Origin of the sequence: Buchnera aphidicola (Periphyllus lyropictus), from assembly GCF_024029895.1 — a bacterium.
GTDB lineage: Bacteria > Pseudomonadota > Gammaproteobacteria > Enterobacterales > Enterobacteriaceae > Buchnera_J > Buchnera_J aphidicola_BA.
The window spans coordinates 26,775-42,193 of the sequence record NZ_CP097457.1 but is presented as its reverse complement, the minus strand read 5'-3'; the positions used below and the strand labels follow the sequence as shown (position 1 = coordinate 42,193).

The 15,419-nt window shown below is 18.9% G+C and carries 12 protein-coding genes and 2 pseudogenes; 12 read left to right on the top strand and 2 right to left on the bottom strand.

The genetic code is table 11. The annotated features are described in order from the left end of the window. The first annotated feature begins 45 nt into the window (after window positions 1–45). From M5J13_RS00175 to dapE, 4 genes are all read left to right on the top strand, one after another. Entirely contained in the window at window positions 46–1,287 is a 1,242-nt protein-coding gene (locus tag M5J13_RS00175) for a beta-ketoacyl synthase N-terminal-like domain-containing protein (protein ID WP_252837320.1), read from the top strand. 64 nt (window positions 1,288–1,351) lie between these two features. Then, window positions 1,352–2,308: a transaldolase gene (gene tal / locus M5J13_RS00170; protein WP_252837319.1), complete on the top strand. Its 957-nt coding sequence runs from the start codon at window positions 1,352–1,354 to the stop codon at window positions 2,306–2,308. Between the two features lie 58 nt (window positions 2,309–2,366). Beyond that, window positions 2,367–4,364 (top strand): transketolase, encoded by a 1,998-nt coding sequence (gene tkt / locus M5J13_RS00165; RefSeq protein WP_252837318.1) that lies wholly within the window; start codon window positions 2,367–2,369, stop codon window positions 4,362–4,364. Between the two features lie 148 nt (window positions 4,365–4,512). Further along, on the top strand, window positions 4,513–5,643 hold the full coding sequence (gene dapE / locus M5J13_RS00160) for a succinyl-diaminopimelate desuccinylase (RefSeq protein ID WP_252837317.1): 1,131 nt from the start codon (window positions 4,513–4,515) through the stop codon (window positions 5,641–5,643). Window positions 5,644–5,822: 179 nt separating this feature from the next. Here the strand turns inward: dapE and dapA are convergent, their stop codons facing one another. Both dapA and aroC read right to left on the bottom strand, forming a co-directional pair. Then, window positions 5,823–6,743, bottom strand: coding sequence for a 4-hydroxy-tetrahydrodipicolinate synthase (dapA, locus tag M5J13_RS00155; RefSeq protein ID WP_252837316.1), 921 nt, complete (start codon window positions 6,741–6,743; stop codon window positions 5,823–5,825). A gap of 134 nt (window positions 6,744–6,877) precedes the next feature. Continuing rightward, entirely contained in the window at window positions 6,878–7,942 is a 1,065-nt protein-coding gene (aroC, locus tag M5J13_RS00150) for a chorismate synthase (protein WP_252837315.1), read from the bottom strand. Between the two features lie 242 nt (window positions 7,943–8,184). Between aroC and smrB the strand changes: the two genes are divergently transcribed. The 8 genes and pseudogenes from smrB to hisF all read left to right on the top strand — a co-directional run bounded on the left by smrB (window position 8,185) and on the right by hisF (window position 15,313). Next, window positions 8,185–8,706 carry an endonuclease SmrB gene (gene smrB, locus M5J13_RS00145; RefSeq protein ID WP_252837314.1) on the top strand — a complete coding sequence of 174 codons (522 nt, stop codon included), beginning with the start codon at window positions 8,185–8,187 and terminating at the stop codon, window positions 8,704–8,706. A 530-nt stretch (window positions 8,707–9,236) separates the two neighbouring features. Continuing rightward, complete coding sequence (locus M5J13_RS02260; RefSeq protein ID WP_354667648.1) at window positions 9,237–9,467, top strand: hypothetical protein; 231 nt, start codon at window positions 9,237–9,239, stop codon at window positions 9,465–9,467. A 1,163-nt stretch (window positions 9,468–10,630) separates the two neighbouring features. After that, a pseudogene (locus tag M5J13_RS02255) lies at window positions 10,631–10,834 on the top strand (histidinol dehydrogenase); the annotation flags it as partial. A 235-nt stretch (window positions 10,835–11,069) separates the two neighbouring features. Then, a complete protein-coding gene (gene hisC, locus M5J13_RS00140) occupies window positions 11,070–12,143 on the top strand; it encodes a histidinol-phosphate transaminase (protein WP_252837313.1) in 1,074 nt (357 codons plus the stop codon). A gap of 592 nt (window positions 12,144–12,735) precedes the next feature. Beyond that, window positions 12,736–13,044: pseudogene (locus M5J13_RS00135) on the top strand (hypothetical protein). Window positions 13,045–13,222: 178 nt separating this feature from the next. After that, complete coding sequence (hisH, locus tag M5J13_RS00130; RefSeq protein ID WP_252837312.1) at window positions 13,223–13,819, top strand: imidazole glycerol phosphate synthase subunit HisH; 597 nt, start codon at window positions 13,223–13,225, stop codon at window positions 13,817–13,819. 455 nt (window positions 13,820–14,274) lie between these two features. After that, the gene (locus tag M5J13_RS00125; RefSeq protein WP_252837311.1) at window positions 14,275–14,487 is read left to right on the top strand and encodes a HisA/HisF-related TIM barrel protein; all 213 of its coding nucleotides are present in this window, start codon (window positions 14,275–14,277) and stop codon (window positions 14,485–14,487) included. A 49-nt stretch (window positions 14,488–14,536) separates the two neighbouring features. Further along, window positions 14,537–15,313, top strand: a complete 777-nt coding sequence (gene hisF / locus M5J13_RS00120; protein ID WP_252837310.1) for an imidazole glycerol phosphate synthase subunit HisF — start codon at window positions 14,537–14,539, stop codon at window positions 15,311–15,313. Window positions 15,314–15,419: the final 106 nt, after the last annotated feature.

The window sequence follows — 15,419 nt, the reverse complement described above, 5'->3', positions numbered from 1 at the left end:
TGTATAAATCAATTGTTTTCTTTTTTAGAAAATTGTAGGTAATATATGAGAAGAGTAGTTATTACTGGATTAGGTATTACTTCTAATATAGGGAATAATAAAAAAGAAGTATTAAAATCTTTAAAAAAAGGAAAATCTGGTATTATTTTTTCAAAAGAAATGAAAGAAATAGGAATGAATAGCAATGTTTGGGGGAAAATTAATATAAATTTTTCTAAAATATATAAAAATAAATTTTTTAAATATATGAATAAAGAAACTTTATATTCCTATTTAGCTATTCAAGATGCTATTAAAGATTCTTTTTTACTTAATTCTCAATATGAGAATAATAAAAGAGTTGGTTTAGTTGTTGGGAGTGGTTTTTGTTCTGTAAGAAATTCTAGTTTTAGATTACAAGATAATCAACAATTTTATAGAAATAAATTTAATAAAAATTTTAATAATTCTAATATATATACTTTATTTCAAACAATGAATTCTAATATGTCAGCTTGTTTATCAACATTTTTAAAAATTTCAGGAATTAGTTATTCTATTAGTTCTGCTTGTTCTACATCTGCTAATTGTATTGGTCATGCTTATGAATTAATTAAATTTGGAAAGCAAGATATTATTTTTTCAGGAGGTTCAGATGTATTAACGTTAGATACTGCTTTTTATTTTGATTTAATTAAAGTATTGTCTAAGAAATATAATAATAATCCTAAATTATCTTCAAGAGTTTATGATATTAATCGTGACGGATTTGTGATATCAGAAGGTAGTGGAATAATTGTTTTAGAAGAATTAGAAAAAGCTATATTAAGAAATGCTTATATATATGGAGAAATTATATCATATAGTTCTAATTCTCACGGAAATAGTATGGTTTTTCCATCAGAATTAGGAATATATAGATGTATTAAAAGTGCATTAAAAAATATATTTTCAAAAATTGATTGTATTAATGTACATGCAACTTCTACTAAAATTGGAGATATTATAGAGTTAAATGCAATTAAAAAAGTTTTTAAAAATAAAAAAATTCCTTTGATATCTTCTACTAAATCAATGACTGGTCATTCTTTAGGAGCTTCTGGAGTTCATGAAATAATTTTTTTATTATTAATGTTAAAATATAATTTTATTGCTCCTAGTATTAATATAGAAAAAATGGATCCTAAAATAAAAGGTATAAAAATTGTCACTTCTTATAAGAAAATTAAATTAAATACTGTTATGTCAAATAGTCTTGGTTTTGGAGGTGTAAACACTACATTAGTATTAAAAAAATTTTATAATTAAATATTTTATATTTTTAAATTTATATAGATATTTTAATTTTTATATATTAAGGTGATAATTTTTTATGAATCAATTAGATCAATTAAAAAAATATACGAAAATTGTTTTAGATAGTGGAGATATAAAAAATATTGATAAATATACTCCTTATGATGCAACAACTAATCCTTCTTTAATTTTAAAAGCAATTAAAATGAAAGAATATCAATATTTAATTAAAGAATCTATTAAATATTCAAAAAGAAAAGGAGGAACAAAAAAAAAACAAATAATTAATGCTACTGATAAAATTATTGTGAGTATTGGATCTAAAATTTTAAAAAAAATACCTGGAGTAATTTCTAGTGAAGTAGATTCAAGATTATCTTTTAATACAAAAAAAAGTGTATTAAGAGCGAAGAAACTTATTCATATGTATGAGAAAGAACATGGAATTCCACGCTCAAGAATATTAATTAAATTAGCAGCAACATGGGAATGTATAAAAGCTGCTAAATATTTAGAACAAGATAATATTCATTGTAATTTAACTTTGTTATTTTCTTTTGCTCAAGCTCGTGCTTGTGCTGAAGCAAATGTTTTTTTAATTTCTCCTTTTGTTGGTAGAATATATGATTGGGATAAAATTCATAATCCTTGGAATTTATATAATGTTTTAAATGATAAAGGAGTTCAATCTGTTAAAAAAATTTATAAATATTATAAAAAATATTCATATAAAACTATTATTATGGGAGCTAGTTTTAGAAATGTAGAACAAATTTTAGCTCTTTCAGGATGTGATTGTTTAACAATTTCTCCTGAATTATTAAATGTTCTTCAAAATAGAAATGAAAAAATTTTTAAAAATTTAATTAAACCTAAACTTATTTTAGATCAACCAAGTATAAAATTATCTAAATCTAAATTTCTTTGGTTTCATAATCAAGATGCTATGGCAGTAGAAAAATTATCTGAAGGTATACGTCAATTTGGAATAGATCAAGCTACTTTAGAATCTATTATACAAAAAAATATTTAAAATTTTATATAAAAATTTTTTTATTTTAAATTAATTTTTTATTATTAAGGATAAAAAAATGTTTTTTAAAAAAGATTTATCAAATGTTATTAGAGCTATTAGTATGGATTCAATTCAATTAGCTAATTCAGGTCATCCAGGAGCTCCAATGGGAATGGCTGATATTGCAGAAGTTTTATGGAGGAAATTTCTTAAGCATAATCCAGAGAATCCTTCATGGGATAATAGAGATAGATTTATTTTATCTAATGGTCATAGTTCAATGTTATTGTATAGTTTATTACATTTAACTGGATATAATTTAACTATTTCAGATTTAAAAAATTTTCGTAAATTAAATTCTAAAACTCCAGGACATCCTGAAATTGGTTATACTCCAGGAGTAGAAACTACTACAGGTCCTTTAGGTCAAGGTATTTCTGTAGCTGTTGGAATGGCTATTGCAGAACGTACTTTAGGATTATATTTTAATAGAAAAAATTATAAAATTGTAGATCATTATACTTGGGTGTTTGCTGGTGATGGTTGTTTAATGGAAGGTATTTCGCATGAAGCGTGTTCTTTAGCTGGAACTTTATGTTTAAGTAAATTAATATTATTATATGATAAAAATAATATTTCAATAGATGGGAAAACTGATAGTTGGTTTTCTGAAGATGTAAAAAAAAGATTTGAATCATATAATTGGTATGTTATTAATAATGTAGATGGTCATAATTCAAAAGATATCTTTAATGCTATAAAAAAAGCTAAAAAAATTAAAAATAAACCAGTTATTATAATTTTTAATACAATTATTGGTTTTGGATCACCTAATAAAAATAATACTCCTGAAGTTCATGGTTCTCCCTTAGGAGAAAAAGAAATTATTTTATCTAAAGAAAAATTAAATTGGAAATATAAACCATTTGAAATACCTAAAAATATTTATAAAAAATGGAATGCTAAAAAAAAAGGAATTCAATTAGAAAGGAATTGGAATAAAATTTTTTCTAAATATAAAATTCATTATCCTGATTTAGCAAAAGAATATTTAAGAAGAATAAAAAGAAATTTACCTAAAAATTGGAATAAAATTAATAAGAATTTAATTGATTTTTTAAAAAAAGAAAAAAAATGTATTTCTACTAGACAAGCTTCTCAAAATGTTATTGAATATTTAGGACCTTATTTATTGGAATTAATTGGAGGATCAGCAGATCTTTCTCCTAGTAACTTAACTAAATGGTCACAATCTAAATCGATTAATAAACATGTTTTAGGAAATTATATTCATTATGGAGTAAGAGAATTTGGTATGACATCTATAGCAAATGGAATTTCTCAACATGGTGGATTTATTCCTTACACTTCAACTTTTTTAATTTTTGTTGAATATGCTAAAAATGCTGTTCGTATGTCTGCTTTAATGAAAACTCAACAAATATTAATTTATACGCATGATTCAATTGGATTAGGAGAAGATGGACCAACTCATCAACCTATTGAACAATTATCAAGTTTAAGAATGACTCCAAATATGAGTGTTTGGAGACCTTCTGATTCTATAGAAACAGCGTATGCATGGAAATTTTCAATAGAAAGAAAAAAAGGACCAACAGCATTAATTTTATCTAGACAAAATTTAAGTTTTATTAATAGAACTAATTTTCAGATTAAGAATATTAAAAAAGGTGGATATATATTAATAGATAGTAATAAAAAATTAGATATAATTTTTATATCTACAGGATCAGAATTAAATTTAGTTATTTTAGCCGCAAAAAAATTAATTAATTTAGGATATTCTGTTCGTGTAGTTTCTATGCCTTCTACAGATGTTTTTGACAATCAAAAAAGTTCTTATAAAGAATTAGTTTTACCTAAAAAAGTAAAAAATAAGATAGTTGTGGAGGCAAGTTATAAGGATTTTTGGTATAAATATGTTGGTTTTGATGGAAAAATTATAGGAATGAAAACTTTTGGAGAATCAGCTTCTTCTGATGAATTATTTAAGAAATTTGGGTTTACAGTGAAAAATATTGTTAAGAAATCTTTATCTTTAATTAAAAAATAATTAATTCTTTTAAAAAATTTTTAAAAAAATATTTTTAAAATAGATTTTATTTTTTTATATTTTTTTAGATTTATTTTTTATATATTTATGTTTAAATATAAACAAAAATAAAAAAATATATTAATTTAATTAAAGTTGAAAATTAATTATGCTTAATAAAATTATTAAATTAAGTAAAAAATTTATAAAGATTCCTTCAGTTAGTCCTTATGATTTAGGGTGTCAAAAAATTATTTTTAAGAGATTAAAAAAAATTGGATTTACTATAGAAAATATTAATATTAATAAAACAAATAATTTATTAGCATTTAAAGGTAAAGGAAAGACATTAATTTTTTTAGGTCACACTGATGTTGTTCCTGTTGGAAATATAAAAAAATGGAAAACTAATCCTTTTAATCCTATTATTATAAATGATTTTTTATTTGGAAGAGGAATTTCTGATATGAAAGGTTCTTTAGCTGCAATGATAGTTGCTACTGAATCTTATATTCAAGAAAATCCATTTCATAAAGGAAGAATATCTTTTTTAATTACTTCAGACGAAGAATCTTCAGGTAATGATGGAACAGTAAAAGTAGTAAAAATTTTAAAAAAAAGAAAAGAAATGATAAATTATTGTTTAGTTGGAGAACCAACAAGTAATACTGTTCTAGGTGATGTTATTAAAAATGGAAGAAGAGGCTCATTAAATGTAAATTTAATAATTTATGGAAAACAGGGGCATATTGCATATCCAAATCTTGCAGAAAATCCTATTCATAAAATATTAAATTTTGTTCATCAATTAGTTAATTTTAAATGGGATAAAGGAAATAATTATTTTCAACCTAGCGTTTTACAAATTTCTTATATCTCTTCTGGAATAAAGAATATTACAAATGTTATTCCTGATTTTTTAAAAATTAATTTTAATATTCGATATAATACAGAAATTAATAAAAAAATTATTATTTTTCAAGTAAAAAAATTTTTATTAAAATATAATTTAAAATATAAAATAAAATGGGTTCATTCAGCAAAACCATTTATTACCAAATCAGGTAAATTATTAAAAGTAGTAAAAAAATCTATTTATAAATATAATTCTTTCTTTCCTGTTTTATCTACTTCTGGAGGTACTTCAGATGGACGTTTTTTTTCTGATATGAATACTGAAATAATTGAATTAGGTTTAGTTAATAAAACTATACATAAAGTAAATGAATGTGTAAAAATAAAAGATTTACTTTCTTTAAGTATAATATATAAAAATATTTTAAAAAATATTTTTATTTAATATTTTTTTCTAGTTTTTTTCTTTTTATTTTTTTTTTTTTTTTTATTTTTTTTTTTATTTATAAATATAATATATATTATTAAATATTTTTTTAGATTGAAATATATTTCTTATGAAATATATTTCAATTTTTTTAAAATTTTTTTATTTTTTATTATAAATTTTTTAAATAATTTAAGTTAAAAATTTTTCTTAAAAATATTGAAATTATTTTCTTTTTTTATTTTTAATTTTGTAGATTTTAATATTTTTAAAATTCTTTTTTTTGTTTTTTTTGAAGGTTGAGTCATAGGTAATCTTAATGTACTATTTTTTATTAATCCAATTTTTTTAGCAAACCATTTTATTGGTATAGGATTAGATTCTATAAATAAAATTTTATGTAAATTTATTAGTTTTTTATTTATTTTTCTAGCTTTTTTAAATTTTTTTTTTAATGCTAAATTACATATTGTTGACATTTCTTGAGCTGCAATATTTGATGTAACTGATATTACTCCATTTCCACCTAATTGAATAAAATCTAAAGCAGTAGAGTCATCTCCACTTATAATTAAAAAGTTTTTTTTAACTAAATATTTAATTTCATAAAATTTAGATAAATTTCCACTAGCTTCTTTAATTCCTATAATATTTTTTAATTTTGATAATTTTTTAATTGTCTTAGGTAATAAATCACATCCCGTTCTTGATGGAACATTATAAAGAATTTGAGGAATAGAGGTATTTTCTGAAATTTTTTTAAAATGTTGATATAAACCTTTTTGAGAAGGTTTATTATAGTAAGGGGTAACACTTAAACATGCAGATATTCCAGTTTTTTCAAATTTTTTGGTAAGAATTATAGCTTCATTAGTGGAATTTGCTCCAGTACCTGCGATAATAGGTATTCTGTTATTAGAAATTTCTAAAGTGCATAATACAAGATTTATATGTTCTTTTTGAGTTAATGTAGAAGATTCTCCAGTTGTTCCAACAGAAATTATAGCTTTTGTTTTATTTTTTATATGATAGTTTATGATATTTTCTAAACTTTCTAAACAAATGTTTCCTTCTTTATTCATAGGAGTAATAAGTGCTACCATGTTACCTTGAAACATTTTTTATTTTTTCCATGATAAGTTTTATTATTAATTTTTTAAAAAAAATTTTTTCTCTTTTTTTATTTTTTTAAATTTTTAAAAATCTTCTTTTTTATTTTATTTTTTTATTTAATAGTATTTTTTTTGAAATATTATTTTTTTAAACATTGAGCTTTAAATCTTAATATATGATCCATAATTACTATTGATACCATAGATTCAGTAATAGGTACAGCTCGAATTCCTACACAAGGATCGTGTCTACCTTTTGTAATTATTTCAATTGATTCATTATTTATATTAATTCCTTGAGCTGGAATACGTATACTTGATGTTGGTTTAAAAGCACATTTTATAATAATATTTTGTCCATTACTTATTCCTCCTATAATTCCTCCATCTCGATTACTTAAATATCCTTTAGAATTCATTTCATCTCGATGTTCAGTTCCTAATTTTTGTATTACAGAAAATCCATCACCAATTTCTACTCCTTTAACTGCATTTATACTCATAATAGCATGAGCTATTTCTGCATCTAATTTATCAAATACTGGTTCTCCTAATCCAATTGGAGGATTTTTTACTATTGTTGTTATTTCTGCTCCTATTGAATTACCTTCTTTTTTTATTTTTCTTATTAATCTTTCTATTTCTTTTATTTTTTTAATATCAGAACAAAAAAAATCATTTTTTTCTATTTCTGAAAATGAAACTAAAGGACAGTTTATTTTTCCAATTTTAGATAAATATCCTTGTATTGTTATTCCAAAATTTTTTTTTAGATATTTTTTTGCAATTGCTCCTGCAGCTACTCTCATCACGGTTTCTCGAGCTGAAGCTCTTCCTCCTCCTCTATAATCTCTAATTCCATATTTTTTTTGGTAAGTATAATCAGCATGACCCGGTCTAAAAGATTTTTTTATTTCTTTATAATCATTTGATCTTTGATCAGTATTTTTTACAATTAATCCAATACTAGTTCCTGTTGTTTTATTTTTAAAAACTCCTGATAATATTTTTACCTTATCTAATTCTCTACGTTGTGTTGTATATTTAGATTTTCCAGGTCTTCTTCTATTTAATTCATTTTGTATATCTGAAGAATAAATTGTTAAGCCTGGAGGAGTTCCATCAATAATGCATCCTAATGAATCTCCGTGAGATTCTCCGAATGTAGTAACCGTAAATATTTTTCCTATTGAATTTCCTGACATATTTAACCTTTTTATGTTTTATATGCTGTTGAAGAAAATTTGAAAATATACATTTGATAAGTTATTATTAATACAAAATTTTTTATTAATAAAAATTATATTTTAAAAATTTTAAGTATATTTTATTTAAATTATTTTTAAAAAAAATTGTATTAAATATAAATATTTTTTACTTATATTTTTTAAATTTCTTTTATTAAAATAAATTAATATAAATACTAACGTTATTTTGGTATTAAAAGATGAGTAAAAATAATTTTTTAAAATCTAAAGATAAAAAAATTTTTAGAAAAAATTTACCTAGAATAAAAAAAATAGTTCAAGATAAGGTTTATCATATAAATAATAATTTTTTTTGTTTATATCGAGATAAAAAAAAATTATATCAAGAGTATTTGCATAGTGATTATTTTTCTTATACTAATTCTAATAAAAAATTTAATAATAATCCACTTCGTTATATTAGATATAATTGTAACATGCATACATTAAAAAAATTGAAAAAAGGTTATTATATTCCTAAAATTTTTTTAGATTTTCATGGATTAACTCAATATGAAACAAAAATAGAGTTAGGAAAAATAATGTATTTTTGTATTAAAAAAAAAATTAATTGTTTTAATATAATGCATGGATATGGAAAAAATATATTAAAAAAACAAATTCCATTATGGTTATCTAGACATCCTAATGTAGTTGCTTTTCATCAATCTCCAAAAAATTTTGGATTTGATGCAGCTATTATAGTTTTAATTGATTTTTAATTTTTTATTTTTTTTAAATATATAAATTGATATATTTTAATAGAAAAAATACAAAAATTTTTTCTCTTATTTTTTTATTTTATTAAATTTTTTAATAAATTTTTTAATAAAAGGTTATAAAAATATTAAATAACTATAGATTAAGTATAGTAATTCAAAAATCTGGAAGTTTAAGTAGAAATGCTAAAAATTTATTAATAAATTTTGGAATAAAAATTAATTTAAAATAAGAAAAATTAATATCTTTTTCTGAAAATATATTTATTAATTTTTTAAAAGTAAGAGGTGATGATATTCTTAGATTAATTATGAATAAAATATTTTATTTAGGTATATTTATAGGAAATGTATTAAAAAAATATTAAGTAGAGAATTTAAAAAAATAAAAATTTTTATTTAAATTATTTTTAAATTTAAATTTTGGAATTTGTAGATTATTAGCTTGTACTAAAAATTATTTATATCAAAATTTAAGTTTTTTTAAAAATTTTAAAGTTTTTACTTCTTATTCTTATATTTAAAAAAAATATATTGAAAAAAATTTAAATTTTAAATTTTTTATATTAAAAGGATTTTTAGAAATTTCTTCGAGAGTAGAATTATCAGATATAATTTTTGATTTAGTTTTTATTAGGGTAACGTTAGAAGTTAATAATTTATATGAAACTAATTTTATATATAGATTAAATGATCAAATTATATCAAAAACTGGAAAGATTTCTAAAATTAAAAAAGAATTAATACGTAAATTAATTACTTGAATCAAAGGTGTAATTAAATCTATGGAATCTAAATATATTATTTTACATATTTTTATTTTTAAAGTTTAAAAAAATAATTTCTTTATTAAAAGAAGTAGAAATTCTTACAATATTAAAATTAGTTAAAAATAAAAAAAAAGTTGTTATTTATATGGTAAGTAAAGAAAATTTTTTTAAAATATAATTAAAAATTTAAAAAATTAGGTGAAATATCTATATTAATTTTACTAATTTAAAAATAATGGAATAAAATTAATATGAAGTTATTTAATAAAATTATATTTTGGAATGATTTATCTAAATATGAATAATATGTTATTTTAAAACGTTCTATTTTAAATAAAATTAATTATTTTCAAAAGAAAGTTTCTAACATTATTAAGAATGTTATTTTAAAAAAAAGATTTAGATTTAAAAAATTATACTAAGTTATTTTATAAAATTAAAATTAATACTATTAAACTAAAAAAAAATTTTTTATGTGTTAAAAATTATATAAATAAAGATTTTAAACATTCTTTTGATTAAGCTATAAAAAATATTTATTTTTTTATAATAAATAAAAAATAAAAAATTTAAATATTGAAGTGATGCTTAGAATTAAGTTTTAATAAATTATGACTTCTATTAATTCTGTTTTTTTTTATATTCTAAAAGGTTTTTCTTCTTTATTTTTTGTTTTATTGATTTTCAATACCTAATAAAATTTTTGGTTGTAAAAAACGTTTCTATTTATTTTCTACCACCTATTTCAAAAAAAATATTATATATTTTTGATATTTTTAAAATATATAATATATAAAATTAGAGGAGCTTAAGAAATATTAGAATTTTCTTTTGGAACAAAAAGTGTTAAAAAAGTTGATAAGATTTTTTGGTATAGGATAATGATATGTTACTGAATCTAAACGTCAAGTAAGTTCTTTTTTTTAATTCTGTATTAATAAATATGTTAGTGGGTTTTTTAAAATTATTAATTATTACTGATTTTTATGAAAATAGTGATTTTATTGATTTTGATTTATTATCTCAAAAAGAATATAAAAAAAAATTCTAAATTTTTTAGTTATTTTTTTTAAAGAAATTACTAAGAAAGTTATTTTAAGTATTTATAATCAAATTAAAAAATTAAAAAATTTTAAAATTATAAAAAAACAGTTTTAGATAAAAGTCGAATTATTTTTTCAAATAATTTAGAAGAATGTATAAAAATTTCAAATTTCTATGTATCAGAACATTTAATTATTCAAAGAAAAAATTATAAAAATTTATTAAAAAAAATTACTAATACTAGTTCTATTTTTTTTTTTTTTTTTTTTATTTTTTTTTATTTGTTTATTATTTTTTTTGAATTTTTATTCATCTGAATCTTTTTGAGATTATATTTCTAGAACTAATTATATTACTCATTTATGAATTTTAAAAAACTTATTTTAGAGTTACTTTAGATTTTTTTCAAAAAAATCAGTGTTCAAGAATTTACTAAAGATGGGTTTTTAAGTTTTTCTTCTACTATATAAAAATTTTTTTAGAAGAAAATATGATAGTTCATAAAAATTTTAAAAAAATATGTGATTATCTTTTTTAATGGAATAATTAATAATGATAGATATAAAAAAATTAGTTAGAAAAAATATAAGAAATTTAATTCCTTATCAATCTGCTAGAAGTATTAAAAGTAATGGAGATATTTGGTTAAATGCTAATGAAATGCCTTTTCCAAAAAAAAATACTTTTTTTTTTAAAAATCTTAATAGATATCCTAGAGATGAATATTCTTTATTAATTCGTTCTTATGCTTCATATTTAAATATCAATAAAATTAATATTTTAGCGACAAGAGGATCAGATGAAGCTATTGAGTTATTAATTAAAGCTTTTTGTGAACCTAAAAAAGATAAAATTATGTTTTTTCCTCCAACTTATGATATGTATTCGATTTATTCAGAAATATTAGGAATAGAAAGTGTTAAAGTTTTTCAATTAAAAAAATTTAAATTAGATATTAATACTATTAAAAAAAATATGAATAATATAAAAATAATTTTTATATGTAATCCAAATAATCCTACAGGAACTATAATTAAAAAAAAAGATATTATAAAAATTTTAAAAATTTCTCATAATAAATGTTTAGTAGTAGTAGATGAAGCATATATAGAATTTTGTATAAAAAAAACTTCTATAGATATTTTAAAAAAATATTCTAATTTAGTAATATTAAGAACGTTATCAAAAGCTTTTTCTTTAGCTAGCATACGTTGTGGATTTGTTATATCTAATTATAAAATTATTAATGTTTTAAAAAAAATAATTGCTCCTTATCCTTTAGCTACTCCAGTTTTAAAGATTGCTTTAAATGCGTTTTCTCATAGTAATTTAGATTATATGAAATATAAAATTTTAAAATTATATAGAAATAAAAATTTTCTTATTAATAAATTAAAAAAAAATTTTCATGTAAAAAAAATATTTCCTAGTTATACAAATTTTTTATTAGTTAAATTTCATTCTTCTAAAGATGTTTTTAATTTATTTTTAAAAAAAAAAATCATTTCTAGAGATCAAAGTAATAAAGTTTTTTTAAAAAATTGTATTAGAATATCTATTGGTACTAAAAAAGAATGTTTATCTTTATTAAATTCTTTAGTTTCTAAAAAAAAAGATATTAATTAATAAAATTAATTAAATAGGATTTTAATGATAAATAAACTTTTTTATAGATAGATAGAATATTAATTTATAAACCTTCTATATTTTTAAAATAGATAAATTAAAAAAAATAAAATTTGAACTTAATGTAATTTCTATTTTAATTAAATTTAAAAAATTAAATTATGAATTTATTATTATTAATCAAAATTGATTAGAAAATAAATTTTTCCATTACATTATTTTTATTTATATCAGAATTTTATTCTTTTTATATTTTTTTTAGGAAATTTTTTTTAAAGATATATTAATATTTTCTTATTTAGAAAAAGATTTTTATTTATATAGAAAACTTAAATTAGGTTTTTTAAAAAATAGATTTTTTAAATAAAAAAAAATTACTAAAAAAATTATTTTATTATTAAAGATCGTTATTCTGATTTAATTTTTCATAAAAATATTGGAATTAAAGAATTTTTATATGATAGAAATTTATGTAATTGAAAAAAATATATAAAAAAATTACTGATAAAATTTAATCTTTAATAGCGTTTATAAAAACAAATGAAATAAAAGTATATTTAAAAGTTTCTTTAAATAATAAAAAAAAAAATTTATTAATACAGGTATTTATTTTTTTTATCATATATTAAAAAAAATATCTGTACATTTTTCAATTTATATGAATATTAGATCTTTAGGTGGTTTAAATGTTGATGATCATCATACATTAGAAGATATAGATATTGTTTTAGGAAAATATTTGTTTAAATTTTTAAAAAAATAAAAAAGTTTAAATAGCTATGGTTTTATTATTCCAATGGATAAAAGTTTATCTTTATTTATTTTAGATATTTTTAATCGACTTTATTTAAATTTTCAAGTAGTTTTTAAATATCAAAAAGTAGGAAATTTAAGTACATAAATAATTTATTTTTTTTTATTTTTTTAGTTTATTTTATAAAAATTATTTTACATATTAAATTTTATGGAAATAATAATTTTCATTATTTACAAAGTTTATTTAAAGTTTTTGTTTAAATGTTAGATAAAACAATTAAAAAAAATAAATCTAAAATATTAAGTTTAAAGGGTATTTTATAATGAATATAGTTATTTTAGATTCTGGTTTTTCTAATTTATCTTCTATTTATTGGGCAATAAAAAGACTTGGTTATAATCCAATTATTAGTTTTGATAAAAAAATTATTAAAAATTCTGATAAATTAATTTTTCCTGGTATAGGTACTCCTAGTTTTTTATTAAAGAATTTAAAAAAATATCATTTAATTGATGTAATTAAAACGTATAAAAATCCAATTTTAGGTATTTGCTTAGGTATGCATTTGTTTTTTAAATATATTGAAGAAAGTAAAAATACTTTAATGTTAGATATTTTTAATAATAAAAATATTTATAAATTTAGAAAAAATAAAATAATTATACCTCATATAGGTTGGAATAAAGTATATTTTAAACAAAAACATCCTTTATTTAACAATCTTTTAAGTGGAGATTGGTTTTATTTTATTCATAGTTATTTTTCATTAGTAAGTTCTATTACTATAGCAAAAACTTGTTATGGTTTTTTTTTTAGTTCGGTAGTTCAAAAAAATAATTTTTTTGGAGTTCAATTTCATCCAGAAAAATCTGGAAAATCAGGTATGATTTTATTAAAAAATTTTTTAGAGATTTATTAAAAATAATTCTTTATTTTTAAATTTTATAAAAGATAAAATTGTTTATTTATATAAAAAAATTATTTTTATAAAAAAGAATATAAAGTAAATTATATAGATTATATTAAGAATTTTATTAAAAATAATATTAAAAATATTCATATAGCATATTTAAGTAGTATAAAAAATCTTAATAAAAGACAATTTTCTTTTTTAAAAAATATGTTTAATATTTTTAATATTAATATTTAAATCAGAGGAGGTATAAGAACTGATAAAGATATAGGAAATTTAATTTTTTTTAGGATTTAAAAAAGCAATTATAGGATCTTTAGAAATTATAAATTTTAATAAAGTAAAAAATTAAATTAATAAATATAGCTCTAATTGTATTATGTTAGCATTAGATGTTATTATAAAAAATAATATAAAAGAAGTAGTTATTTCACGTTAGACTAATAATACTTGAATTAAAATTGAAAAAAATTATTAAAAATTTTTCTAAAATTGGAATAAAATGTATTTTATCTAAAGATATTTCTAAAAATGGGATTTTAAATAGTTCAAATATATTTTTATATTTAGAATTGATAAAAAAATTTCCTAATATTTCTTTTAAAGTTTCTAAAGGAGTAGTTAGTTTAGAAGATATTGTAAATTTAAAAAAGTTGGAATTAAGAATATTATAATTGGAAAAGCATTTTTATAAAATAAATTTACTTTATCTGAGGCTATTAAATGCTTTCAAAAAGAATAATTCCATGTCTTGATGTAAAAAATGGATTAGTTGTGAAAAGATTTCAATTTAAAAATTATAAAATTATTGGAAATATATTATCTTTATCAAATAGATATATAAAAGAAGGAGCTGATGAATTATTTTTTTATGATATCTCTTCATCTATTAAAAATACTTTAGTTAATAAGAATTGGATTTCTATGGTTTCAGAAATAATAAATATTCCTTTTTGTGTAGGTGGAGGAATAAAAAATTTTCAAGATGCTAAAAAAGTTTTATGTTATGGTGCAGATAAAGTATCTATTAATTCTTATGCTATTAAAAATCCTTATTTAATTAGTGAAATTGCAGAAAAATTTGGAGTTCAATCTGTAGTGGTAGGTATTGATTCTTTTTATTGTCCAAAAGAAAAAAAATATTTTGTAAATAAATATATAAGAGATAAAAATTTTATAAAAAAAACTGATTTAGAAACTTGTTTTTGGGTTGAAAAAGTTCAAAAATTAGGAGCTGGAGAAATTGTTTTAAATTCTATAGATCAATATGGAATGAAAAATGGATATGATCTTAAACAATTATGTGAAATAAGAAATATTTGTAAAGTTCCTTTAATTGCTTCTGGTGGTGCTGGTAATATTAATCATTTTTATGATGTTTTTAAATTTTCAAATGTGGATGGATCTTTAGCTTCATCTGTTTTTCATGAAAAAATTATTTATATACCTTATTTAAAAAAAATTTTATTTAGTAAAAATATTGAGATTAGAAAATGTTAAAAATAAAAGAAATAGTAAAAAATTTAGATTGGAAAAAAGCTAATGGATTAATTCCTTTTATTTCTTAATATTATTTGTACAAAATAAAGTGCTAATTCATGGTTAT

What these genes read in the sequence shown, in the direction of transcription:
- M5J13_RS00175 (WP_252837320.1), top strand. Translation starts at nt 46, where the DNA reads ATGAGAAGAGTAGTTATTACTGGATTAGGTATTACTTCTAATATAGGG.
- tal (WP_252837319.1), top strand. Translation starts at nt 1,352, where the DNA reads ATGAATCAATTAGATCAATTAAAAAAATATACGAAAATTGTTTTAGAT.
- tkt (WP_252837318.1), top strand. Translation starts at nt 2,367, where the DNA reads ATGTTTTTTAAAAAAGATTTATCAAATGTTATTAGAGCTATTAGTATG.
- dapE (WP_252837317.1), top strand. Translation starts at nt 4,513, where the DNA reads ATGCTTAATAAAATTATTAAATTAAGTAAAAAATTTATAAAGATTCCT.
- dapA (WP_252837316.1), bottom strand. Translation starts at nt 6,743, where the DNA reads ATGTTTCAAGGTAACATGGTAGCACTTATTACTCCTATGAATAAAGAA.
- aroC (WP_252837315.1), bottom strand. Translation starts at nt 7,942, where the DNA reads ATGTCAGGAAATTCAATAGGAAAAATATTTACGGTTACTACATTCGGA.
- smrB (WP_252837314.1), top strand. Translation starts at nt 8,185, where the DNA reads ATGAGTAAAAATAATTTTTTAAAATCTAAAGATAAAAAAATTTTTAGA.
- hisC (WP_252837313.1), top strand. Translation starts at nt 11,070, where the DNA reads ATGATAGATATAAAAAAATTAGTTAGAAAAAATATAAGAAATTTAATT.
- hisH (WP_252837312.1), top strand. Translation starts at nt 13,223, where the DNA reads ATGAATATAGTTATTTTAGATTCTGGTTTTTCTAATTTATCTTCTATT.
- hisF (WP_252837310.1), top strand. Translation starts at nt 14,537, where the DNA reads ATGCTTTCAAAAAGAATAATTCCATGTCTTGATGTAAAAAATGGATTA.